The organism is Paraburkholderia lebeckiae (assembly GCF_014201005.1).
Lineage (GTDB): Bacteria > Pseudomonadota > Gammaproteobacteria > Burkholderiales > Burkholderiaceae > Paraburkholderia > Paraburkholderia tuberum.
This window is the reverse complement of the sequence record NZ_JACHDK010000005.1, coordinates 38,145-62,547: the sequence shown is the minus strand read 5'-3', so window position 1 is coordinate 62,547 and position 24,403 is coordinate 38,145. Positions and strand designations below refer to the sequence as shown.

Here is a 24,403-nt window from a genome sequence, read left to right as displayed (position 1 = left end):
GAGTTTCCGATGACAGACTGAAAGCCATAACAATGACAGAACCAACGACAATATTTGAGAGCACGACACGGTTCGGGACCGAACCGTTCGAGATCAGCATCAGGCCGCTGCATCCTGACGACGCCGCGCAATTCCACGCGCTGCGTTCATGCCCCGGTGTGATGCGCCAGAACCCGATGCGTCCGTATCCGACCTTGCAGCAGACTCAAGGCTGGCTCGCGAAGCTCGCGGCGCCGTCGATGGCGATTGCAGCGCTGGTGGGCGATACGCTGGTCGGCGCGGCCGATCTGCATCCGGGCGCGCTGCGTCGCGCGCATAGCGGCTGGCTGGGTATCAGCGTGCACGACGACTGGCAGGGCAAGGGCATCGGCACGCGGCTGATGGCCGAACTGATCGATGCCGCCGACAACTGGTACGGGCTGCGCCGTCTCGAGCTGAACGTGTTCGCCGACAACCATCGCGCGATTGCGCTGTATCGCAAGTTCGGTTTTTCGCACGAAGCGACCTTTCGCGGCGCCGTGCTGCGCGACGGCATGCTGATCGACTCGGCGTTCATGGGCCGCTTACGCGCGCCGATGGGTCATCTGCAAGCGGAAATCGAGGCGACCGTATGAACGTCTCGTTGAAACCCGACACGGCGCATGTGATTATCCGCGCCCGCGAAGCGTCCGACCTCGACGCGATCACTTCGTTGCTGAACTGCCCCGGCGCGCGGCATGGCACGTTGCAGACGCCGTATCGCTCGAACGCGACGGTCGGGAGCTGGCTCGAAAAAATGCCGGCGGACACGCTCGGACTGTGCGCGGAGGCGGGCGGTCGCGTGGTCGGGATGATCGACGTGTTGCCGCGCATGCACCGGATGGCGCATTGCGCGGGAATCGGTCTGTCCGTGCATGACGAATACGTCGGGCGCGGCGTCGGCACGGCGCTGCTCGCGGCGGCCGTCGAGTGCGCGGATACGCTGCTCGGCCTGCGTCGGCTGGAGTTGACCGTGTTCGTCGACAACCACCGCGCGATCGCTCTGTACCAGCGCTTCGGTTTCGTCGAGGAAGGACGCTCGCCAGCGTTCGCGATGCGCGACGGCAAGCTGGTCGATGCATTCCATATGGCCCGTTTCGCCGATGCGCCGGTGTTCGCTTCGCCGGTCGCGCTCGCACCGAACCCACCCGCGTGAGCATGCCTTGGCCGCCTTTTTTATCGACCGACCGGTCTTTGCGTGGATTCTGGCGCTTGCGGTAATCATCGCGGGTGCGCTCGCGTTGACGCAACTGCCGGTCGCGCAATATCCGCGACTCGCGCCGCCGCGTATCGTGATCGACGCCGTCTATCCGGGTGCATCGACGGAAGCCGTGGATGCGAACGTTGGCAGCATCATCGAAGAAAGTCTCGACGGTGCCGACGGGATGCTTTACTACGAAACCGCCAGCGACGGCCTCGGCAACCTTGAAATCGCGGCGACCTTCGCGCCCGGCACCAACCCCGATATCGCGATGATGGACGTGCAGAACCGGCTCAAGCAGGTCGAGCCGCGTTTGCCGCAACAGGTGGTGCAGCAGGGTATCAGCGTTTTCAAGGCCGCCAACACGTTCCTGATGCTGGTCGCGCTGACATCCACCGATGGCACGCGCGATTCCGCGCAACTGAGCGACATCCTCAGCCGCGACATCATGCGCGAACTGAAGCGCGCGCCGGGCGTCGGTTCCGCGCAACTGTGGGACGCCGACGAAGCGTTGCGCATCTGGCTCGATCCGATGAAGCTGCGCGAATTCGGCCTCGCCGCGTCCGACGTCAACGCCGCGATTGCCGCGCAAAACGTGAGCGTCGCGGCAGGGACACTCGGCGACGCGCCGCTGGTGGACGGCCAGCAGCTGACCGCGTCGGTGAACGTTAAAGGCCAGTTGCTGTCGCCGGAGGAATTCGGCCAGATCGTGCTGAAAGCGCACCCCGACGGCTCGGCAGTGCGGCTTGCCGACGTCGCGCGGGTCGAGATCGGCCGCGACAACTATACGTTCTGGTCGCGCCTGAACGGCAAGCCGTCGGCGACGGTCGGAATTCAACTCGGGCCGCGCGGCAACGCGCTCGAAACATCGGACGCGATTCGGGCGCGGCTCGCGGAACTGGCGAACCGTTTGCCGCCGGGCGTCGCGGTTCAGGTGCCGTTCGATAGCGCGCGCTTCGTCAACGTTGCGATTCGCGAAGTGCTGATCACGCTGGCCGAGGCGATCGTGCTGGTGTTTCTCGTGATGTGGCTGTTCCTGCGCGATCTGCGCTACGCGCTGGTGCCGACAGTGGTGATTCCGGTCACGCTGATGGGGGCGTTTGTCACGATGTACGCATTCGGCTTGTCGATCAACGTGTTCACGATGTTCGGCCTCGTGCTGGCGATCGGCATTCTGGTCGACGACGCGATCGTGGTGGTCGAGAGCGTGCATCGCGTGATGGACGAAGAGGGCATGGCGCCGCGCGACGCGACATTGAAAGCGATGAAACAGATCGGCGGTGCGATCGTCGGCGTGACGGCGGTGCTGACCGCCGTGTTCGTGCCGATGGCGTTCTTTCCTGGCGGCGTCGGTGGGATTTACCGGCAATTCGCGGTCGCGATGATTGCGTCGATGCTGGTGTCGTCTTTCATGGCGCTTTCGTTGACTCCGGCGTTGTGCGCGAACCTGCTGAGCGCGCCTGCGCAATCGGTCCGTCAGCGTGACGCGCGACGCGGTTTGCGTGGCGTTGCCGCCCGCCTCTCGACGCGTTTCGAACAGGGCTTCGATCGCGCGTCGCGCGCCTACCGGGCCATGACGGCCGCCGCGATGCGCCGGGTCGGGCCGCTGCTCGCGGTGTATGCCGTCTTGCTGCTGCTGTGCGGCGCGTTGTACTGGCGGATGCCGGGCGGCTTCCTGCCCGTCGAAGACCAGGGCCAGCTGCAGGTGATGATCCAGTTGCCGGCCGGCGCGACGCAGGCGCGCACGCTCGCCGTCGTCGAAAAGACCGAGTCGATATTGCGCATGCAAACGGCGGTGTCGAACGTGACGAGCGTGATCGGCTGGAGTTTCGAGGGCAGCGGACAGAACGTAGCGATGTTATTCGTCACGCTGAAAGACTGGGGCCAGCGCGGCGTTGATGCGATGACGCTGCGCGACACGTTGAACCGGTCGTTCAGCCGGATTCTCGACGGCAACGTGCAGGCGCAATTGCCGCCGTCGGTGCCGGGCGTCGGGCATTCGGACGGCTTCACGTTCCGGCTCGAAGATCGCGGCGGCTTGGGCCGCGACGCGTTGAAGGCCGCCCGCGACCAGCTTGCCGAGCGCGCGAAGGCCGATCCGTCGCTGGCGTCGATTCATTTCGAGGATCTGCCCGACGCGCCGCGTATCGAACTCGACGTGGACCGCGCGAAGGCGTACGCGCTCGGCGTATCGTTCGACCGGATTGCGGACGTGTTTCGCAGCACCTTTGGCTCGTACTACGTCGACGATTTTCCGGCGGGTGGCCGGATGCGCCGCGTCCTGGTGGCGGGCGATGCGTCGACGCGGATGACGGAAACCGATCTGCTGGCGTTGTCGGTGCCGAACCAGTCGGGCGCGATGGTGCCGCTGTCGTCGGTTGCGACGCGCCGCTGGACCATCGGGCCAGTCGCATTGACGCGCTACAACGGCTATCCGTCGCTCGATCTGAACGGCCGTGCGGCGAGCGGTGTCAGTTCGGGGGCGGCGATGGAGGCGATGGAGCGGCTCGCGGCGAGCTTGCCTGCGGGCATCGCGTTCGACTGGGTCGATGCGGCGCGCGAAGAACGCGCGGCGGCGCGGCTGACGCCGTTGCTGCTCGGACTGTCGCTGCTGGCGGTGTTCATGGCGCTGGCCGCGCTATACGAAAGCTGGACGATTCCGCTCGCGGTGTTGATGGTCGTACCGCTTGGCGTAGTCGGCGCCATTGCGGCGATGCTGATGCGCGGCATGCCGAACGACGTCTACTTCAAGGTTGGGATGATCACGGTGATCGGCTTGTCCGCGAAAAACGCGATCTTGATCGTGCAATTCGCGCGCGACCTGAGCCTACGCGGCGTGCCGCTGACGCGCGCGGTGATACGCGCGGCGGGCGCGCGATTTCGCCCGATCGTGATGACGTCGTCGGCGTTCCTGCTGGGCGTCGTGCCGCTGGTGCTGGCGAGCGGCGGCGGTGCGGAAAGCCGCCGGTCGATCGGTACGGGCGTGTTCGGCGGCGTCGTGACGGCGACCTTGCTCGGACTGGTGTTTGCGCCGGTCGCGTTTCAGGCGGTGGCGGTGGTCGCGCAGCAAGGGCCGCGCGGCGCGCTGCGGCGCTTGCATGGCTATCGGCGTCAGTCGCGCGAGTTGATTCGCGATGTCAGCACATGATCGGCTCACGCGCCGTCGGTCTTCAGATACGCACGCGCGAGGCCTTCGTTTTCGAAGCCGAGCCGCTCGAGGAGTCGCGCGCTGCGCAGATTGTCGGGCCGGTAATTCGCCATTACGCGATGCAGTTGCAGCGTATTTGACGTTGTGTCAGCGATCCGATATACTCTTTTTCTCTGACGCGGGGTGGAGCAGTCTGGCAGCTCGTCGGGCTCATAACCCGAAGGTCGTAGGTTCAAATCCTACCCCCGCAACCAAAGCATTGTTGAAAGCCCGCATCGCGCAAGCCATGCGGGCTTTTTGTTTCAACGGTTGTTTCTGCTTGTGGCAGCAGGCCGTGTGCGTGTGAGCACGAGCAGCGCGTTTCGCGTCCGATCCAGGCCCCAAGCCATCCTCACTCAGCCCCGATCGCCCACTCCACCGCCGCCTGCGCATGCAACGCAGTAGTATCGAACACAGGCAGCACCGAATCTTCCGGCTTGATCAGCAGCGTGATCTCTGTGCAGCCGAGTATCACCGCCTGCGCGCCACGCGCGGCCAGGTGCTCGATCACGCGTTGATAAACCTTGCGCGACGCGTCGGCCACGTTGCCGTGGCATAGCTCGTCGTAAATGATGCGGTGCACGTCCGCGCGCTCATCGTCTTCAGGCACGAGCGTGTCGAGTCCATAGCGCTCGCACAGCCGGCCCATATAGAACGTCTGCTCCATCGTGTAGCGCGTGCCGAGCAGGCCCACGCGCTCGATGCCCGCCGCGCGCAGCGCCGCGCCGGTCGGATCGGCGATGTGCAGGAACGGCACCGTGATTGCCTGCTCGATCGATTCGCACACGCGATGCATCGTGTTCGTCGCAAGAATCACGAGATCGGCGCCGCCGCGTTCGAGCTGGCGCGCGGCGTCGGCCATCTGCTCGCCGAGCGCGTGCCAGTCGCCGGCGCGCTGGTTCGCCTCGATCGACGCGAAATCGACGGTCAACAGCAGACTGCGCGCGTTGTGATGTCCGCCGAGCCGCGCCTTCGCGTGGCGGTTCAGCAGCCGGTAGTACTCGGTGGACGACTCCCAGCTCATTCCGCCGATCACGCCGATCGTTTTCATCTGTACGCTCCGTCATTGCATGGCCGAAACGGCGAGTATAGGCGCGTCGCATCGCGCGCAGCCGGTACGGAATTCGGCCTGCGCGCCGGTACGCATCGGTGCCCGCATTTTTCTGGCGCCGATAGAATCGTAGCGAGTCCGAACGCGATCAACCGGAGCGAACATGGATCTGATCATCCGCCGCGCGACGCTGCCGCGCAGTGCCGCCCAGCTGTCCCCGCATCACCAGTCCCCAATCGACATCGGCGTCGACGCGGGCCGTATCGTCGCCATCGAGCCGAACCTGGCCGCGAGCGCGCGCGACGAAATCGACGCGGCCGGTTCGCTCGTCACGCCGCCATTCGTCGACCCGCATTTCCATATGGACGCGACGCTGTCGTACGGTTTGCCGCGCGTGAACGTGTCGGGCACGCTGCTCGAAGGCATCGCGCTATGGGGCGAGCTGAAGCCCGAGCTCACGCAGCAAGCGCTGATCGAACGCGCGATGCAGTATTGCGATTGGGCGGTCGCGCGCGGCCTGCTCGCGATCCGCAGCCACGTCGACGTGTGCGATCCGCGTCTGCTCGCGGTCGAGGCATTGCTCGAAGTGAAGCGCCGCGTCGCGCCGTATCTCGATCTGCAATTGGTCGCCTTCCCGCAAGACGGTCTGCTGCGCAGCGCCGGTGCGTTCGATAATCTGAAGCGCGCGATCGGCATGGGCGTCGACGTGGTCGGCGGCATTCCGCATTTCGAGCGGACGATGGCCGACGGCGCCCAGTCGGTGCGCATGCTGTGCGAGTACGCGGCCGAAAAGGGCCTGCGCGTCGACATGCATTGCGACGAATCAGACGATCCGCTGTCGCGCCACATCGAAACGCTCGCGGCCGAAACGCACCGGCTCGGCCTGCACGGACGTGTCGCCGGTTCGCACCTGACGTCGATGCATTCGATGGACAACTACTACGTGAGCAAGCTGTTGCCGCTGATGCGCGAGTCGGGCGTCGCGGCGATCGCGAATCCGCTGATCAACATCACGCTGCAAGGCCGCAGCGACACATACCCGAAACGGCGTGGCATGACGCGGGTGCCGGAGATGCTGGCCGCGGGCATCACGGTCGCGTTCGGCCACGACTGCGTGATGGACCCGTGGTACAGCCTTGGTTCGGCCGACATGCTCGAAGTCGCGCAGATGGGCCTGCATGTTGCGCAGATGACCAGCGTCGACGGCATGCACGCCTGTTTCGACGCGGTGACCGTGAACGCGGCGCGCATTCTCGGTCTGGAAGACTATGGCATCGCGCCCGGATGCGCGGCCAATCTCGTCGTGCTCGATGCGCGCGACGAACTCGAGGCGATCCGTCTGCGCGCCGCGCGGCTCGTGGTGGTGAGCCGGGGCAGGGTGGTCGGCCGCGCGCCGGCCGCGAGCGTGTCGTTATCGCTCGAAGGGCGGCCTGAGCAGGTCGATTTCAAGCTGCATCGCGCGTAGCGACGCATGTCGCGCATCAATGAAAAACCGGCGGCCTGCTTGCGCAGACCGCCGGTTTTTCTATCGGCATCGTTCATTCAGCGCCATCGCATCCAGGCCGAACGAACGATCATCGCGACGTTTCAATCGCTCAATGCGCGGCACCCGGCGCCATGCCGTTATGCCGCAGCAGCGCATCGATATTCGGCTCGCGGCCACGAAACGCCTTGAACGATTCCATCGCCGGACGGCTGCCGCCCACTTCGAGAATCTCGCGACGATAACGCATGCCGGTCGTCTGATCGAGCACGCTGCCCGCGGCTTGCGCGGCTTCCTCGAACGCCGCGTACGCGTCGGCCGACAGCACTTCCGCCCACTTGTAGCTGTAGTAGCCGGCCGCGTAACCGCCCGCGAAAATATGGCTGAACGTATTCGGCCAACGCGAGAACGGCGCTTGCGGCACGACATGGAAGCGCTCGTTGATTTCGCGCGCGAGTTCGTTGGCGCTCTTCGCGCCGTTCGCATCGAAGCCCGTATGCAGTTGCATGTCGAACATCGAGAACACGATCTGCCGCAGCGTGCCGAGGCCGCTCTGAAAGTTCTTCGCGGCGAGCATCTTGTCGAACAGCTCGCGCGGCAACGGCTTCGCGGTATCGACGTGCGAGGTCATGTCGGACAGCACGTCCCACTCCCAGCAGAAGTTCTCCATGAACTGCGAAGGCAGCTCGACCGCATCCCATTCGACGCCGTTGATGCCCGACACGCCGAGCTCATCGACGCGCGTGAGCATGTGATGCAAGCCGTGGCCGAACTCATGGAACAGCGTGATCACTTCGTCGTGCGTAAAGCAGGCGGGCTTGCCGCCGACCGGCGCCGAGAAATTACAGGTTAGATACGCGACCGGCGTTTGCACCGCGCCATGCGCGAGCTTGTGACGGCCGCGCGCGTCGTCCATCCATGCGCCGCCGCGCTTGCCTTCGCGTGCATACAGGTCGAGATAGAACTGCGCGACGAGGCCGCCGTCCTGATTCTCGACGCGGAAGAAGCGCACGTCCGGATGCCAGACGGCCGCTTCGTCGCGGCGGATGCGCACGCCAAACAGCGTCTCGGTGACCTTGAACAGCCCCTTGAACACCGCGTCTTCCGGGAAGTACTGCTTCACTTCGTTTTCCGAGAACGAATAGCGCTTCTGACGCAGGCGCTCGGCGGCGAACGTCATATCCCACGGCTGCAGATCGGTCATGCCGAGTTCGCTCGCCGCAAATTCGCGCAGCTCTTTCCAGTCCTGCTCGGCATGCGGACGCGCGCGCGTCGCGAGGTCTTCGAGGAACGCCATCACCTGCGCCGGCGATTCGGCCATCTTCGGTGCGAGCGACACTTCGGCGAAGTTGCCGTAGCCGAGCATCTGCGCTTCTTCGGCGCGCAGCTTCAGTTCGTCGGCGAGCACCTGGGTGTTGTCCCACTCGGTATTGCCGTTGCCGTATTGCGCGCCGAGTTCGGAAGCGCGCGTCACGTACGCGCGATACATCGCTTCACGCATCGGACGGTTCTCCGAGTACTGCATGACCGGGAAATACGACGGGAAGTGCAGCGTGAACTTGTAGCCGGTCTTGCCGTCGCGTACAGCGGCTTCCTTCGCGGCTTCGATCACGTCTTCGGGCAGCCCCGCCAGTTGCGTTTCGTTGCCCGCATCGACGATGTACGCATACGCGTTGGTCGCATCGAGCACGTGATCCGAAAATGCCTTCGACAGCGCCGCCTGGCGCTCCTGCAATTCGGCGAAACGCGGCTTCTGGTCTTCCGGCAACTCGGCGCCGGACAGACGGAAATCACGCAGCGCGTTGCTGAGGATTTTTTTGCGTTCGCCGTTCAGCGATGCGAATTCGTCGCTGGCGTTCAGTGCCTTGTACTTCTCGTAGAGCGCGAGATTCTGGCCGACGCTCGACCAGAACTCGGTCACGCGCGGCAGGTTTTCGCCGTACACGGCGCGCAGCTCGGGCGTATCGGCGACGGCATTGAGATGACCGATCACGCTCCACGCGCGCGACAGCGGCTCGGTGGCGCGCTCGACCGGTTCGACGACGTCGGCCCACGACGCGGGCGTGGCCGGCAGCGCGGCACGCTCGACGGCGGCCGCCGCGTCGGCGAGCAGCACGTCGAGGGCGGGCGTCACGTGTTCGGGTCGGATGGAGCCAAAGCGCGGCAGATCGGAAAAATCGAGGAGCGGGTTGTCTTGATGCGTGGCGGTAGTGGACATAAGGCTTCCTGTCTGACGCGGGTGAAGGGGGCGGTGCGGCGCTCGCGCGTGCCGTCTCGTGGTGGGTCGCTCGACGCTCGGCGCATGGCGGCACCGGCTATGGACATTATTGGGGCGGGGGGCGCCGATTCCAATCCATCGGCTGACAAATTAACAGATGTTGCGGCGTGTTGGGCGCGCGTTGGGGCGGGGCGTGGCGTGGGCCGCGTGTTCCGGCGACGCGGTAAGGAGGTGGTGCTTCTGCGAGAAAGAAGGGCGGGTGATGTCCCGGTGGACGAGACGGATGAGTCGCCTCACTCCGCCTCGCGCTCGCCGCCCGGCGGTTACGCCTTGGCCGCGTCCGCCCCGCGCTCGGCCGCTTCGATCGTGTTGACGAGCAGCATCGTGATCGTCATCGGGCCGACGCCGCCCGGCACCGGCGTGATGTGGCCGGCCACTTCCTCGACACCCGCGAAGTCGACGTCGCCGCACAGCTTGCCGGCGTCGTCGCGATTCATGCCGACGTCGATCACGGTCGCGCCCGGCTTCACCATGTCCGCGGTCAGGATGTTGCGCAGACCGGTCGCGGCGACCACGACGTCGGCGTTGCGCGTGTGCGCGGCCAGATCGCGCGTCTTGCTGTGGCAGATCGTGACGGTCGCGCCCGCTTCGAGCAGCAGCAGCGCCATCGGCTTGCCGACGATGTTCGAGCGGCCGATCACGACCGCGTTCGCGCCCTTCAGATCGATGCCGTAGGCCTCGAACATCTTCATCACGCCGTACGGCGTGCACGGACGGAACAGCGGCTGACCCGTCAACAGCGCGCCCGCATTGGCGACGTGGAAACCGTCGACGTCCTTCTCGGGCGCGATCGCCTCGATCACCTTGTGGCTGTCGATGTGCTTCGGTAGCGGCAACTGCACGAGAATGCCGTGGATGGCCGGATCGCGATTCAGCTCGTCGATGCGCGCGAGCAGGTCGGCTTCGGGCAGATTGGCTGGATAGCGGTCGAACGACGAGCCGAGGCCGTTGTCGTGGCAGGCCTTTACCTTGTTGCGCACATACACTTCGCTGGCCGGATTGTCGCCGACCAGAATCACGGCGAGGCCCGGCTGATGGCCGCGGGCGGTCAGGGCGGCGGCGCGCGCCGCGACGTCGGCACGCAGGGTCTTGGAGAGGGCGAGGCCGTCGATCAGTTTGGCTGTCATGGTCGGTCGAACGTTGGGTCGAGATTGGGATCGGGAATCAGGTCGGGACAGGCGATTTGGCAGGCGGGGCGAAGCGCTCGCGCGGAGGGGCGCGCGACGGCGTGTTTCGGCTGGCTGACGGAGCCCCGTCGCCCTGCGACAGGCGCGCTGCCGGTTCGGGCAAGGCGCCGCCGCGAAGTCCAACATTATACCGGCGCGGGGGCGCGCTTCTGCAGTGGATTCGGGGCCCGCGGCGCGCGTGGGAGCGTCCGGGATGTGAGGCGGCGGTCCTGTGGCAGCAAGGAAGCGCACTGCGAGCGCCGGGGCAGGCCGCTCGCACGCCACTCGCACGCCGGACTCGGCGTCGGTCAGACCGTCGCGAACCGGCGACGCAACCGCCACGGATGGCGGCCACGTACCAACGGCCCCTCCGAACGAAGGGCCGCCCGTGCCTCTGTTACTGCGCCGTTTGCGGCTTGTTCGACAGCGCGAGTCGCAGCAGATCGGCGACCGTGTTGACGTTCAGCTTTTCCATGATGTTCGCGCGATGCGCTTCGACCGTCTTGATGCTGATGCCGAGGTCGTCGGCGATCTGCTTGTTCAGGCGGCCCGCGATGATCCGCTCGAGCACCTGATGCTCGCGCGCGGTCAACTTGCCGAGGCGCTCGGCCGCGGCGCGCTGCTGCTGGACGCTGGTGCTTTCGCTGCGTGCCTTGTTGAGCATGCGCTCGACGAGCTTGCGCAGTTCGGCTTCGTCGAACGGCTTTTCGATGAAGTCCATCGCGCCTTTTTTCATCGTCGACACCGCCATCGGCACGTCGCCGTGGCCCGTCACGAAGATGATCGGCAACGACGCATTGTCGGCGATCAGGCGTTCCTGCAACTCTAGCCCGCTCATGCCGGACATCCGCACGTCGAGGATCAGACACGCGATCTGGCCCGGATGCTGATGCGGCTGCCATGCGTCGATGAACTGCTCGGCGCTCGAGAAGCACTGAACGCGGTAGCCGTTCGCCTCCAGCAGCCAGCGCAGCGAATCTCGCACGGCCTCGTCGTCGTCGACGACAAAGACGGTTTCCTGTGTGGTGACTGGGCTGTTCATAGCTCTCCCGTAACGGTTTGTGGTATCGGCGCCTCGGACCCGCCGTTGCTCGGGCCGTCAGGCTCCCCAATGGGCAGACTGCAATGGAACGTGGCGCCCGTGATGTGGCCGTCGGATTCGACGTTGTTGACCACCCACAGACGGCCGCGGTGCGATTCGATAATCGAACGGCAAATGTTCAGCCCCATGCCCATGCCATCGGACTTGGTGCTGTAAAACGGTTCGAACAGACGCTCGGCGGTCGCTTCGTCGACGCCGGGCCCCTGGTCGACGACGCTGATGCAGACGAAGCCGCTCTCCAGTCGCACGACCACGCGGATGACTGGGTCGACCGCGTTTGGGCGCGCTTCGGCCATCGCTTCGACGCCGTTCTTCAGCAGGTTCACGAGCACCTGCTCGATCAGCACCGGATCGACGTAGATCACCGGCAGCCGCGAGCGCAGATCGGTGACGATGCGAATCCGCCGCTTCCTTGCCTCGATTTCAGCGAGACCCACCGCGTCCGCGACGATATCCGCGACCCGCGTGGCCTGCCGCTTCGGCTCGCTGCGCTTCACGAACTCGCGGATGCGCTTGATGATCATGCCGGCGCGCACCGCCTGCTGCGCAGTCTTTTCGAGCACCGGCAGCAGATTGTCGGGCGTCGTTCGACCGGATTTAACCAGTGCGACGGTTCCGGAGCAATAGTTATTGATGGCGGCGAGCGGCTGGTTCAGTTCGTGCGCGAGCGACGAGGCCATTTCACCCATCGTCATCAGGCGGCTCGTGAACTGCAGCTTCTCGTCCTGCTGGCGCGCGAGTTCCTGCGCGCGCTTGCGGGTCGTGATGTCGGTCGCGATCTGCATCTGCGCGAGATGGCCGTCGACCCACTGGATGTACTGGCGTCGCACCTCGAACCACTTCTGGATGCCGGGGATGTAGATTTCCTGCGCGTCGGCGGCGCTTTCGGTCAGCGCGGCGGCGGGCAGGCCGACGAAGGTGTCGACCATGTCGATCGAATCGGACGACGCCTGCGAGCTGTCGAAGCCGCCGCCCGCGAGTTCGAGGTGGCCGTCCGGGCGGATGCCGAACAGATGCCGGTAGTAGCGGTTCGCGAACAGCAGCTCGGCTTCGTCGGCGGCGAGCACGGACACCGCGGCATCGAGGCTTTCGAGCACGGTCGTGAAGCGTTCGTGGGCGGCGGCGAGCTCTTCGCGCGCGCGCTTCGGCTCGGTGATGTCGGTCATCGACGACATCCAGCCGGTCTGGCGGCCCGAGCTGTCGATCAGCGGCGACACGTAGAGCCGCGCGTGGAACGTCGAGCCGTCCTTGCGCCGCACGCGCAACTCGAAGCCGGACGAGGGCGCCTTGCCACGCAGTGTCATGTCGAGCTGGCGCTGCATTTCGGGGTATGCATCGCGCGGCCAGTAAGCGAACGGCGCGCTCTTGCCGACGAGGTCGCTTTCGTCCCAGCCGGTCATGCGGCAGAACGCCGGGTTCACGTGCGTGATGCGGCCGTGCATGTCGAGCACGCGCATGCCGATCAGCACCGAATTTTCCATCGCGCGGCGGAAAAACGCTTCCGCGTAGAGCGCCTGCTGCGCCTCGAAGCGCTGGCGCGTGTGCTTCCACAGACTCCACAGGCTCCACAGCACGAAGCACGAGAGGCCGGCCACCAGCCACACCAGCGTGTTGTTCGTGAAGTTGGTGATCTGCGGGAACGCGTACACGCGCACCGAAATGCCCTGGCCCGGCGGGTCGAGCGGCAGGTCGTAGAACATGTCGCGCGGCAGGCGCGGGCGGGTCGACGTGGTGGTCAACTCGCGGTTGTTCACGTCGATGATCGAGATCTTGTATTTGGCCGACAGCTCGGGCGGGATGTCGCGCTTCAGAATGCCTTCCACCGAGAACACCGCGGCGATGGTGCCGAGGAAATCGCGGTCGCGGAAGATCGGCGTTTGCAGCGTGATGAAGCCGTTGCCGAGGTCGTCGTAGATGAGCGGCGAGTACACCTGGCGGCGCGTGTTGCGCGCCTCGGCGAAGCCGGCCTTGACAGCCTCGTCCATCTGCGCGTCGTTCGGACGCGCTAGCCGCTGGCCGAGCACCGGCGGCGCGGCGTTGGGCCAGCGCGGCTGCTGCTGGCCCGTGTACCAGTTCATGTAGAGGATCTCAGGATGCCCCTGCATGATGTCCGTGGTGCTCACCTGGAACGAATGCTCGTCGGCATGGCCGGCGGCGAGGTCGCGCGCGAGCGCCTGGATCTGCTCCTGCGCGCCCGTCATCGACAGGCGGATCTGCTGCTGCGCCCACGCGACGTTGCGGTACAGCGTGTCTTCCTGCTGTTGCTGCTCGCGCCGGTTCAGACTCCACAGAATCAGGCTCATGACGACCAGGAACACCAGGATCGACAGGAGCGGCGTCAGCAAATAGGAATTGGACCACCAGGGTCCGTGGTGCCAGCGCGAGGACGGCGACGAATCCGCCGGCGAACCCGCGGTGCGCGCCGAGCGAGAGAAGAGCCGTTCGGTCAACATGCGTGGCATTGTAGCTCAGCACGTCCCCGACAAATGACGCAAAAAAGCACGGAAAGTGCAGTTGATCGGCGCAAACTAGCCGACGGATCAATCGATCGGCAGTCAAACCAGGTTGCGTTGCAGCAATTTTCCGTATTATGAGAATTGATCTCGTAATTTGAAAATTTGGTTGCGCTGACGTCTGGACCCTCATTACAATCGGCCGGAGCTGCCGCGGCCATTCCTGCGTCCGCGTCGTCTGTTCAAAAGTGCGTTCCCATACCCAGGAGACGAGCATGTCCGCTGTACCCGACGAAGTCATGAAATATGTCGCCGCCGATAAAGACGACGATCCCCAGGAAACCGGCGAATGGCTGGAAGCGCTGGATGGCGTGATTTCTGCTGTTGGCCCTGACCGTGCCCACTACCTGATCGAAAAACAGATCGAATTCGCACGCGTGCACGGCGAACATCTGCCGTTCTCCGCTAACACTCCTTACATCAACACGATTCCGGTCGCGCGCCAGGCCAAGAACCCCGGCGACCAGGACATCGAGCACCGTATCCGCTCATACACCCGCTGGAACGCGATGGCGATGGTGCTGCGCGCCGGCAAGGAAACCAACGTCGGCGGCCACATCGCGTCGTTCGCGTCGGCCGCCACGCTGTACGACGTCGGCTACAACCACTTCTGGCACGCACCGTCGGCCGAGCATGGCGGTGACCTCGTGTTCGTGCAGGGCCACTCGTCGCCGGGCGTCTACTCGCGCGCGTTCCTGCTCGGTCGCCTGACCGACAAGCAGCTCGACAACTTCCGCCAGGAAGTCGGCGGCGAGGGCATCTCGTCGTATCCGCATCCGTGGCTGATGCCGGACTTCTGGCAATTCCCGACCGTGTCGATGGGCCTGGGCCCGATCATGGCGATTTACCAGGCGCGCTTCATGAAGTACCTGCAGGCGCGCGGCATCGCGAAGACCGACGGCCGTAAGGTCTGGGCCTTCCTCGGCGACGGCGAAACGGATGAGCCGGAATCGCTCGGCGCGATCGGCATGGCCGGCCGCGAGCGTCTGGACAACCTCGTGTTCGTGATCAACTGCAACCTGCAGCGTCTCGACGGTCCGGTGCGCGGCAACGGCAAGATCATCCAGGAACTCGAAAGCGAATTCCGCGGCGCCGGCTGGAACGTCATCAAGGTCATCTGGGGCAGCCGCTGGGACGCTCTGTTCGCGCGCGACAAGTCGGGCGTGCTGATGCGCCGCATGATGGAAGTCGTCGACGGCGAGTACCAGACGTACAAGTCGGAGTCGGGCGCGTTCGTGCGCGAGCACTTCTTCAACACGCCGGAACTGAAGGCGCTCGTCGCCGACTGGTCCGACGACGACATCTGGAATCTGAACCGCGGCGGCCATGATCCGCACAAGATCTACGCGGCGTTCACGGAAGCGACGAATTCGAAGGGCCAGCCGACCGTCATCCTCGCCAAGACGATCAAGGGTTACGGCATGGGCGAAGCCGGCCAGGCGATGAACATCACCCACCAGCAGAAGAAGATGCAGGTGGAGCAGTTGAAGAAGTTCCGCGACCAGTTCCGTCTGCCGATCACGGACGAGCAGATCGTCGACGTGCCGTACCTGACGTTCGAGGAAGGCTCGAAGGAACTCGAATACATGCGCCAGAAGCGCATGGACCTCGGCGGCTATCTCCCGGCGCGTCGTCAGAAGGCCGAGTCGCTGCCGGTGCCGGAACTGTCGGCATTCGAGCCGCTGCTCAAGGGCACGGGCGAAGGCCGCGAGATCTCCACGACGATGGCGTTCGTGCGGATCCTGAACATCCTGCTGAAGGACAAGACGCTCGGCAAGCGCGTCGTGCCGATCGTGCCGGACGAATCGCGTACGTTCGGCATGGAAGGTCTGTTCCGTCAGATCGGTATCTGGAATCAGGACGGCCAGAAGTACGTGCCGGAAGATTCCGACCAGCTGATGTTCTACCGTGAGTCGGAGACCGGTCAGATCCTGCAGGAGGGCATCAACGAAGCCGGCGGCATGGCCGACTGGATCGCGGCCGCGACGTCGTACTCGACGCACGGCGAGATCATGATCCCGTTCTACATCTTCTACTCGATGTTCGGCTTCCAGCGCATCGGCGACCTCGCATGGGCCGCTGGCGACATGCGCTCGCGCGGTTTCCTGCTGGGCGGCACGGCGGGCCGCACGACGCTGAACGGCGAAGGCCTGCAACACGAAGACGGCCACTCGCTGATGTGGGCGGCTTCGGTGCCGAACTGCATCAGCTACGACCCGACGTTCGGCTACGAACTCGCGGTCATCGTGCAGGACGGTCTGCGCCGCATGGTCGCCGACCAGGAAGACGTCTACTACTACGTCACCGTGATGAACGAGAACTACGAGCACCCGGCGATCCCGCAGGGCGAGACCGTGGCGGCCGACATCATCAAGGGCATGTACTCGTTCAGCAAGACCGCAGCCGATAAAAAGGCGCCGCACGTGCAACTGATGGGCGCGGGCACGATCTTCAACGAAGTGATCGCCGCGGCCGACCTGCTGAAAAACGACTGGGGCGTCAACGCCGACTTGTGGAGCGTGCCGAGCTTCACCGAGCTCGCGCGCGAAGGTCACGAAGTGCAGCGCTGGAACCTGTTGCACCCGACCGAAGAGAAGAAGCTGTCGCACGTCGAGAAGCTGCTGAAGGATGCGCCGGGTCCGGTCATCGCATCGACCGACTACGTGCGCGCGCTGACCGAGCAGATCCGCGCGTTCGTGCCGCAGAAGTTCGTCGTGCTGGGCACCGACGGCTACGGCCGCTCGGACACGCGCGAGAAGCTGCGTCACTTCTTCGAAGTCGATCGCTACTGGGTCACGGTCGCCGCGCTGAACGCGCTGGCGGACGAAGGCACGATCGAACGCAAGGTGGTCGCCGAGGCGCTCAAGAAGTACGACCTTGATCCCGCCAAACCCAACCCGATGACCGTCTAAGGCATCACCCGTGTGCCATGGCGTACGCGCCTGCTCCTCATCGCGAGGGGCAGGCGGCGTGCGCGGCCCTGGAGACACTAACAATGAGTCAAGCGATCGAAGTCAAGGTGCCGGACATCGGCGATTACAAGGACGTCCCTGTGATCGAGGTGCTGGTGAAGGCGGGTGACACCGTCGAAAAAGAGCAATCGCTCGTTACGCTGGAATCCGACAAGGCGACGATGGACGTGCCGAGCTCGGCCGACGGCGTCGTCAAGGAAGTGAAGGTCAAGGTCGGCGATGCGGTGTCCGAAGGCACGCTGATCATCGTGCTGGAAGGCGCCAACGCCGCTGCCGCGGCGCCCGCGGCGGCTGCCGCACCTGCTCCTGCTCCTGCGCCGGCGGCAGCTCCCGCTGCGGCGCCCGCACCCGCGGCGGCAGGCGGCGGCGTGCAGGAAATCAAGGTGCCGGATATCGGCGACTACAAAGACGTCCCCGTGATCGAGATCGCGGTGAAGGTCGGCGATCGTGTCGAGAAGGAACAGTCGCTCGTCACGCTCGAATCCGACAAGGCGACGATGGATGTGCCCAGCTCGGCCGCCGGTGTCGTCAAGGAAGTGAAGGTCAAGGTTGGCGATACCGTGTCGGAAGGCTCGGTCATCGTCGTGATCGAAGCGGAAGGCGGCGCTGCCCCGGCACCCGCGCCGGCACCGGCCGCGAAGGCGCCGACTGAAATGCCGTCCGACGCGCCGGCCACGCCGACCCCGGCACCGGCCGCGCCGTCCGCGCTCGCGCAGGCGCCGCTGATCCCGGCTGGAGAAGGCGGTTCGCGTCATCCGAGCCATGCGTCGCCGTCGGTGCGCAAGTTCGCGCGCGAACTCGGGGTGGACGTCGGCCAGGTGAAGGGCACCGGTCCGAAGGGCCGCATTACGCAGGCCGACGTGACCGCGTTCGTGAAGGGCGTGATGACGGGCCAGCGCGCGGCGCCGGCTGGTGCGGCCGCGCCGGCCGCCGGCGGTGGCGAGCTGAATCTGCTGCCGTGGCCGAAGGTCGACTTCACGAAGTTCGGTCCGATCGATCCGAAGCCGTTGTCGCGCATCAAGAAGATCTCGGGCGCGAACCTGCATCGCAACTGGGTCATGATTCCGCACGTCACGAACAACGACGAAGCGGACATCACCGAGCTCGAAGCGCTGCGTGTCAAGCTGAACAAGGAACACGAGAAGGCGGGCGTCAAGTTCACGATGCTCGCGTTCGTGATCAAGGCCTGCGTGGCGGCCCTGAAGAAATTCCCGACCTTCAACGCGAGCCTCGACGGCGACAACCTGGTGTTCAAGCAGTACTACCACATCGGTTTTGCCGCTGACACGCCGAACGGCCTCATGGTGCCGGTGATTCGCGACGCGGACAAGAAGGGCCTCGTCGACATCGCGAAGGAAATGGCCGACCTGTCGAAGGCTGCGCGCGAGGGCAAGCTGAAGCCGGACCAGATGCAGGGCGGCTGCTTCTCGATCTCGTCGCTGGGCGGTATCGGCGGCACGCACTTCACGCCGATCATCAATGCGCCTGAAGTCGCGATTCTCGGCCTGTCGCGCAGCGCGATGAAGCCGGTGTGGGACGGCAAGCAGTTCGAGCCGCGCCTGACCATGCCGCTGTCGCTGTCGTACGACCATCGCGTGATCGACGGAGCGGAAGCCGCGCGCTTCAACGCATACCTCGGTTCGATTCTTGCCGATTTCCGGCGTGTGATTCTTTGACCGGCTGGTGAGGTTCGCCGGCGCGGGCGCGGATGGTTTCGACCGATCCGCGTCGCGCCGTCCGCGCGTTCGCGCTCGCGTGCGCTGTGCGCGTCGAAGGCGCCGCTCATCATCGATCAATAAGAGAAGGGGACACCATGAGTCTCGTCGAAGTAAAAGTGCCGGACATCGGTGACTTCAAGGACGTCGACGTCATCGAAGTCAACATCAAGCCGGGCGACACCATCGAAAAAGAGCAGTCGCTGCTGACGCTCGAATCCGACAAGGCGTCGATGGAAGTGCCGAGCGATACCGCCGGCACCGTCAAGGAAGTGCGTATCAAGCCGGGCGACAAGGTCTCGCAGGGCACGGTCATCGCGCTCGTCGAGGCAACGGCGGGCGGCGCGGCTGCGGCCGCGCCGGCGCCGAAAGCGCCCGAGAAGGCGGCTCCCGCGCCGGCGCCTGCTGCTGCGGCGCCGCAGGCCGCCGCACCGGCTCCGCAAGCCGGCAGCTATTCGGGCAGCGCCGACATCGAGTGCGATATGCTCGTGCTCGGTTCGGGCCCCGGCGGTTATTCGGCCGCGTTCCGCTCCGCCGACCTCGGCATGAAGACCGTGCTGGTCGAGCGTTATCCGACGCTCGGCGGCGTGTGTCTGAACGTCGGCTGCATCCCTTCGAAGGCGCTGCTGCACACCGCGCTCGTCATCGACGAAGCGGCTGATCTTGCCGCGCACGGCATCACCTTCGGCAAGCCGCAGATCGATCTCGACAAGCTGCGCGATTTCAAGTCCGGCGTGGTCAAGAAGCTGACCGGCGGTCTCGCCGGCATGGCGAAGGCGCGCAAGGTCGAAGTGGTGGTCGGTACGGGTGCGTTCGTCGATCCGAACCACATGGAAGTGCAGACCGAGGGCGGCAAGAAGGTCGTCCGGTTCAAGCAGGCGATCATCGCAGCGGGCTCGGAAGCCGTGAAGCTGCCGTTCATTCCGGAAGATCCGCGGGTCGTCGATTCGACCGGCGCGCTCGAACTGCGCCAGATTCCGCAGCGCATGCTCGTGATCGGCGGCGGCATCATCGGTCTCGAAATGGCGACCGTGTACTCGACGCTCGGCGCGCAGATCGACGTCGTCGAAATGCTCGAAGACCTGATGACCGGCGCGGACCGCGATCTGGTCAAAGTGTGGGAGAAGTACAACAGCAAGCGTTTCGCGAACGTGATGCTGAAGACCAAGACCATCGCCGCCGAAGCGAAGGACGACGGTATCTACGTGTCGTTCGAGGGCGAGCAGGCGCCGGCCGAGCCGCAACGCTACGACCTCGTGCTGGTGGCCGTCGGCCGCTCGCCGAACGGCAAGCGGATCGGCGCGGAAAAGGCCGGTGTCGCGGTGACGGATCGCGGCTTCATCGAAGTCGACAAGCAACAGCGCACGAATGTGCCGCACATCTTCGCGATCGGCGACATCGTCGGTCAGCCGATGCTCGCGCACAAGGCCGTGCACGAAGGCCACGTGGCGGCGGAAGTCGCGCATGGCGAGAAGGCGTACTTCGACGCGCTGCAGATTCCGTCGGTGGCCTACACCGATCCGGAAGTAGCATGGGCCGGCAAGACGGAAGACCAGCTGAAAGCCGAAGGCGTCAAGTTCGGCAAGGCGGTGTTCCCGTGGGCCGCATCGGGTCGCGCGATCGCCAACGGTCGCGACGAGGGCTTCACGAAGCTGCTGTTCGATGAGCAAACGCATCGCGTGATCGGCGGCGGTATCGTCGGTCTGAATGCGGGCGACCTGATCAGCGAAGTCTGTCTCGCGATCGAAATGGGCGCGGACGCAACGGATATCGGCAAGACGATCCATCCGCATCCGACGCTCGGCGAATCGATCGGCATGGCGGCCGAGTTGTATGAAGGCGTCTGTACCGATCTGCCGCCCGTCAAGAAGAAGTAACGCGGTGCACCGCGCCTGCGTGACGACACGCGGGCGCGGCAAAGCCGGTCGAGCCGTACGGCAAAGAAAAACGGCGCGCTCCAGGTCGGAGCGCGCCGTTTCTGTTTTCGTGGCGGCCGGTAGCGGGCAAAAAAATCCCGGCTTGGCGGCCGGGCAAACGATACGTCATTGCAACGTATCGGAGCGTTCGGCTCATCAAACCGTATAAGCGGCAACGGCACGACGCTGTTGCTTGCGATAACGCCGGCGCAGCGCATAGGCTGGGCCGGCGTGAAAGACGCCGCCAGGCATAAAGCCTGGCGTGTTGACGCGTGAAGCTTAGACGGCCTTCTTGGCGGCGGCGCGCGATGCTTGCGCCGCGGCTTGCGAAGCTGCCTTCGAAGCGGCCGTTGCAGCTGCGTTGAAGTTGCTTTCGGCGATTTCGACAGCCTGGCGGGTTGCCTTGTGGACCGTTTCGTACGTGGTGTTGGCGGCGGTGATAGCCGACTTCATCACGGCGACAGCGGTTTCCGAACCGGCCGGTGCGTTCTTGGCGACGTTTTCGACGAGCGCCTGAACCTTGCGGTTTTGCTCTTCGAATTGCGCTTCCGCGACGCGAGTGAATTCACCCTGCGTTGCCGAAACGATTTCGTACACATGGCGGCCATACGACAGCGCCTTTTCAGCCACCGGCTGCGCGAGGCTTGCTTGCAGTGCCAGCAGTTCCTGCGCGTCCTTCACGGACAGCGCGCGTTGGGCATTTTCCTGGCTTTCGGCGAGCGTCGACTTCACAACTTGCAGGTTCAGTTCGACCAGCTTTTCGACACCTTCAAATGCTTTGGTCGTCAGGCCGAACAGGGTTTCGAAGTTGGCTTTCTGGGCTGCGGCGAATTGCTCAGGGGTCAGCAGAGTCATGGTTTACGCTCCTGGATCGCGGCCGGTCTGTGCGGACCGCGTTGGGTGGGTGGCAAGACGCGGATTCATCGTCTGCCCGGACCGCGATGTATTGTGCATCGCAGCAATGGTTCCCATTTTAGGATGGCTACAAGGAATGTCAAGCGTTTTTTGTGCATCGCACAATGTTAAGAAAATGCTGACAAAACAATAGCTTATGCAGTAGGCATGTCATTAATATGACGCGGAACGATTGCGCGTTGCACCGTGCTGGTGCGACATAAAATAACTGATCGGCAGGCCGTCCGGAGATTATTTTTCCGTGTAGCAGCGATTCGCCCCTGAAAAACCAATTCTCGTCGATTCGATGTAAACCACAAGATGACAAGGAACGTTAAAGAACGATGGCAGTCGAACGCGCGTTAGCGACTTTCGTCGGACACTTAAAAGTCTGTCGCACGTTCGCAACGCCTTCATGGCGCGGTGCAGTAGTTTCCGCCTGTGCTCTGACAGTATTTCCCCGGATCAAGGTTGTCTCAAAATTGCCGTTATCCTGCAAGGATCTGCTCGATTGGAGCGGGCGGCGGCAATGGCGAGGCTTGCTGGCGGCGATCGTTTTTTTCGATCGAGGCGCGGCACTTATTTGCGTTTTCGCGATCGGAGCTGACAAGCCGGTTTAAGGAGCGTGTATAAGTGCTTCAAATTGCTAATTTTTCGTTGCTTTACTACACTTGCGGAAACCTCTCGCCGCTCCCTATCGAACACCCATGAAAACCGACATGTTTTCGTCGCTAAAAGTGCTCCACGGCGCGGCGCGCAGCACCGCTCTGTCGGTGGCCGTCTCGCTGGCCATCGCAGCGTTCGCTACGCCTGTAAGCACTTTTGCAGCTACGTCTGCTGCAACCGCAAAAACTTCCAAACACGCTAAAACTGCCAGGAAACCGGCGCAGGCGGCCGCCACCGAAAAGGTGTCGAGCCATGCGGCGAAAGCCGGCAAGGGTGAGGCCGTGAAAGGCGCTGCCGCGGATGAAGACGCGCCGCACGCCGGCGTCAAACGCAAGCGCGTCACATTCACAGCGAACGGCCGGCACCGTTCGGTGATGCGACGCGTCGCGTACGAGCCGCGCCAACCGAGCGTCGGCCAGGCGTTTGGTCTGCACGAGACGCCGGACGCGCTGATGCTGCGCTCGAGCGTCGCCTATGTGATCGACCAGAACAGCGGCGAGACGCTGTTCGACAAGAACTCGCGTGCGGTGGTACCGATTGCATCGATCAGCAAGCTGATGACGGCGATGGTGGTGCTCGATTCGAAAGAGCCGATGACCGATCAGATCGAAGTCACCGACGAAGACCGCGACTACGAGAAGAACACCGGTTCGCGTCTGTCGGTGGGCTCGGTGCTGTCGCGCGAGGACATGCTGCACATCGCGCTGATGGCGTCGGAAAACCGCGCGGCGGCGGCGCTGTCGCGCTACTACCCGGGCGGCCGTCCGGCGTTCCTCGCGGCGATGAACGCGAAGGCCAGGCAGCTCGGCATGAGCGACACACACTTCGAGAACCCGACCGGTCTGACGAGCATGAACGTGTCGAGCGCGCGCGATCTCGTGAAGATGGTCAACGCGGCGTATCAGTACCCGCTGATCCGCAAGTTCTCGACCGATCACAGCTATGAGGTGTACACCGGCAAGCGCACGCTCGCGTACAACAGCACGAACGCGCTGGTGCGCAACCCGACGTGGGACATCGGTCTGCAGAAGACCGGCTTCATCAACGAAGCGGGCGAGTGTCTCGTGATGCAGGCGACCATCCACGGCCGGCCGATGATCCTGGTGCTGCTCGATTCGTCGGGCAAGTACTCGCGTTTCGCGGACGCGACGCGTCTGCGTACATGGCTCGACAACGGCGGCGACCAGCCGCGTATCACGAGCGCCGATGCCGGCGGTCCGGGTACCTGAAGCCGCAACGCATACTCAGCCGGTGGTAGTCAGTCCGGCTGCAGCTGACGTGCAGAGAAAAGCCTCGCGGATGCGAGGCTTTTTATTGGCGTTGACGAAGGCACGACGGGAAAGGGTGCAACCACGAACCGACGGCCGCTGCGTCGCCTACGAATGCTGGCCGTGGGAACTGTGCGAAGCGTGCGAATGGTCTTGCTGCGCCTGCGGCCGGTAGCCGAGCGATTCCGAAATCATCAACGCGGTCTGGCTCAACTGCCCGAGCCACGAATCCTGCAAACGATCGGCCGGCGCCGACAGCGACAGCCCCGCGACCAGCTTGCCGGTATCGTCGTAGATGCCGGCGGCGATGCAGCGCACGCCCAACTCCAGTTCCTCGTTGTCGCGCGCGCAGGCCTGCTGGCGCACATGCGACAGCTCTCGCTCGAGTTTCGCGAGATCGGTGATGCTGTTCTGCGTGTGGCCCGACAGACCGGTGCGGGTTGCGTAGGCACGCACGCGGGTGGCTTCGTCGGCCGCGAGGAACAGCTTGCCGACCGAGGTCAGATGAAGCGGCGCGCGCCCGCCGATCGCCCGCACCACCTGCATGCCCGAGCGCTCCGAATATGCGCGTTCGATATAGACGATTTCGTCGCCCTGACGCACCGACAGGTTCACGGTCTGCCCGGTCTGGCGGTGCAGCTCGCGCATCGGCGTGAGCGCCGCGTCGCGCACCGACAGGCGCGCCTTGACGAGATTGCCCAGTTCGAGCAGGCGCATGCCGAGACGGTAGGTGCCGGGGTCTGAGCGGTCGACCAGCCGGCACATCACCATATCGTTCAGGATGCGGTGCGCGGTGGATGGATGCAGCTCCGTGCGGAGGGCCAGTTCTTTCAGGCTGACCGGGTCGCTATGCGCCGCCAGCGCGTCGAGCAGGCGCATCATGCGTTCGATCACCTGGATCGAAGTTTTGGGATCCGGGTTCGTATCGCTCATATGAGAATTGGTGGATGCGTCAAACTGCGGAAATTGATTG

The 24,403-nt window shown here is 64.5% G+C and carries 16 protein-coding genes and 1 tRNA gene; 9 read left to right on the top strand and 8 right to left on the bottom strand.

Annotation, left to right across the window (positions count from 1 at the left end):
* Window positions 1-32 precede the first annotated feature (32 nt).
* From HDG39_RS11520 to HDG39_RS11510, 3 genes are read left to right on the top strand one after another with little or no spacing between them, the layout of a single operon-like run.
* Window positions 33-614, top strand: coding sequence for a GNAT family N-acetyltransferase (locus tag HDG39_RS11520; RefSeq protein WP_184006028.1), 582 nt, complete (start codon window positions 33-35; stop codon window positions 612-614).
* Complete coding sequence (locus HDG39_RS11515) at window positions 611-1,174, top strand: GNAT family N-acetyltransferase (RefSeq protein WP_184006026.1); 564 nt, start codon at window positions 611-613, stop codon at window positions 1,172-1,174. Before HDG39_RS11520 ends, HDG39_RS11515 begins: the two co-directional genes overlap by 4 nt.
* 7 nt (window positions 1,175-1,181) lie before the next feature.
* A complete protein-coding gene (locus tag HDG39_RS11510) occupies window positions 1,182-4,367 on the top strand; it encodes a multidrug efflux RND transporter permease subunit (RefSeq protein ID WP_184006024.1) in 3,186 nt (1,061 codons plus the stop codon).
* Window positions 4,368-4,372: 5 nt separating this feature from the next.
* Here HDG39_RS11510 and HDG39_RS11505 read toward each other — a convergent pair whose 3' ends face one another.
* The gene (locus HDG39_RS11505) at window positions 4,373-4,522 is read right to left on the bottom strand and encodes a GNAT family N-acetyltransferase (RefSeq protein ID WP_311735890.1); all 150 of its coding nucleotides are present in this window, start codon (window positions 4,520-4,522) and stop codon (window positions 4,373-4,375) included.
* 22 nt (window positions 4,523-4,544) lie between these two features.
* Here HDG39_RS11505 and HDG39_RS11500 point away from each other — a divergent pair.
* Window positions 4,545-4,621: transfer RNA gene (locus tag HDG39_RS11500), tRNA-Met, on the top strand.
* 137 nt (window positions 4,622-4,758) lie between these two features.
* Here HDG39_RS11500 and HDG39_RS11495 read toward each other — a convergent pair.
* Window positions 4,759-5,457 carry an aspartate/glutamate racemase family protein gene (locus tag HDG39_RS11495; RefSeq protein ID WP_184006020.1) on the bottom strand — a complete coding sequence of 233 codons (699 nt, stop codon included), beginning with the start codon at window positions 5,455-5,457 and terminating at the stop codon, window positions 4,759-4,761.
* 163 nt (window positions 5,458-5,620) lie between these two features.
* On the opposite strand from HDG39_RS11495, the gene HDG39_RS11490 reads away from it, so the two are divergent.
* Window positions 5,621-6,922 (top strand): amidohydrolase family protein, encoded by a 1,302-nt coding sequence (locus tag HDG39_RS11490; protein ID WP_184006018.1) that lies wholly within the window; start codon window positions 5,621-5,623, stop codon window positions 6,920-6,922.
* 130 nt (window positions 6,923-7,052) lie between these two features.
* Here HDG39_RS11490 and HDG39_RS11485 read toward each other — a convergent pair whose 3' ends face one another.
* From HDG39_RS11485 to fixL, 4 genes are all read right to left on the bottom strand, one after another.
* Window positions 7,053-9,158: a M3 family metallopeptidase gene (locus HDG39_RS11485; protein WP_184006016.1), complete on the bottom strand. Its 2,106-nt coding sequence runs from the start codon at window positions 9,156-9,158 to the stop codon at window positions 7,053-7,055.
* 323 nt (window positions 9,159-9,481) lie between these two features.
* Entirely contained in the window at window positions 9,482-10,345 is an 864-nt protein-coding gene (gene folD, locus HDG39_RS11480; RefSeq protein WP_184006014.1) for a bifunctional methylenetetrahydrofolate dehydrogenase/methenyltetrahydrofolate cyclohydrolase FolD, read from the bottom strand.
* Window positions 10,346-10,781: 436 nt separating this feature from the next.
* Entirely contained in the window at window positions 10,782-11,426 is a 645-nt protein-coding gene (gene fixJ, locus HDG39_RS11475; RefSeq protein ID WP_018417512.1) for an oxygen response regulator transcription factor FixJ, read from the bottom strand.
* Window positions 11,423-13,939, bottom strand: coding sequence for an oxygen sensor histidine kinase FixL (fixL, locus tag HDG39_RS11470; protein ID WP_035470140.1), 2,517 nt, complete (start codon window positions 13,937-13,939; stop codon window positions 11,423-11,425). The genes fixJ and fixL overlap by 4 nt, the downstream gene beginning before the upstream one ends.
* A gap of 275 nt (window positions 13,940-14,214) precedes the next feature.
* Between fixL and aceE the strand changes: the two genes are divergently transcribed.
* From aceE to lpdA, 3 genes are all read left to right on the top strand, one after another.
* Window positions 14,215-16,911 carry a pyruvate dehydrogenase (acetyl-transferring), homodimeric type gene (gene aceE / locus HDG39_RS11465; RefSeq protein ID WP_184006012.1) on the top strand — a complete coding sequence of 899 codons (2,697 nt, stop codon included), beginning with the start codon at window positions 14,215-14,217 and terminating at the stop codon, window positions 16,909-16,911.
* Window positions 16,912-16,994: 83 nt separating this feature from the next.
* Window positions 16,995-18,647, top strand: a complete 1,653-nt coding sequence (gene aceF / locus HDG39_RS11460; protein WP_184006010.1) for a dihydrolipoyllysine-residue acetyltransferase — start codon at window positions 16,995-16,997, stop codon at window positions 18,645-18,647.
* Between the two features lie 137 nt (window positions 18,648-18,784).
* Complete coding sequence (lpdA, locus tag HDG39_RS11455; protein WP_184006008.1) at window positions 18,785-20,563, top strand: dihydrolipoyl dehydrogenase; 1,779 nt, start codon at window positions 18,785-18,787, stop codon at window positions 20,561-20,563.
* A gap of 318 nt (window positions 20,564-20,881) precedes the next feature.
* On the opposite strand, the gene HDG39_RS11450 is transcribed toward lpdA, so the two are convergent.
* On the bottom strand, window positions 20,882-21,457 hold the full coding sequence (locus HDG39_RS11450; RefSeq protein WP_013089827.1) for a phasin family protein: 576 nt from the start codon (window positions 21,455-21,457) through the stop codon (window positions 20,882-20,884).
* Between the two features lie 746 nt (window positions 21,458-22,203).
* Here HDG39_RS11450 and pbpG point away from each other — a divergent pair.
* Window positions 22,204-23,391 (top strand): D-alanyl-D-alanine endopeptidase, encoded by a 1,188-nt coding sequence (gene pbpG, locus HDG39_RS11445; protein WP_018417517.1) that lies wholly within the window; start codon window positions 22,204-22,206, stop codon window positions 23,389-23,391.
* 147 nt (window positions 23,392-23,538) lie between these two features.
* Here the strand turns inward: pbpG and HDG39_RS11440 are convergent, their stop codons facing one another.
* Window positions 23,539-24,363: an IclR family transcriptional regulator gene (locus HDG39_RS11440; RefSeq protein ID WP_184006006.1), complete on the bottom strand. Its 825-nt coding sequence runs from the start codon at window positions 24,361-24,363 to the stop codon at window positions 23,539-23,541.
* Between the last annotated feature and the right edge of the window lie 40 nt (window positions 24,364-24,403).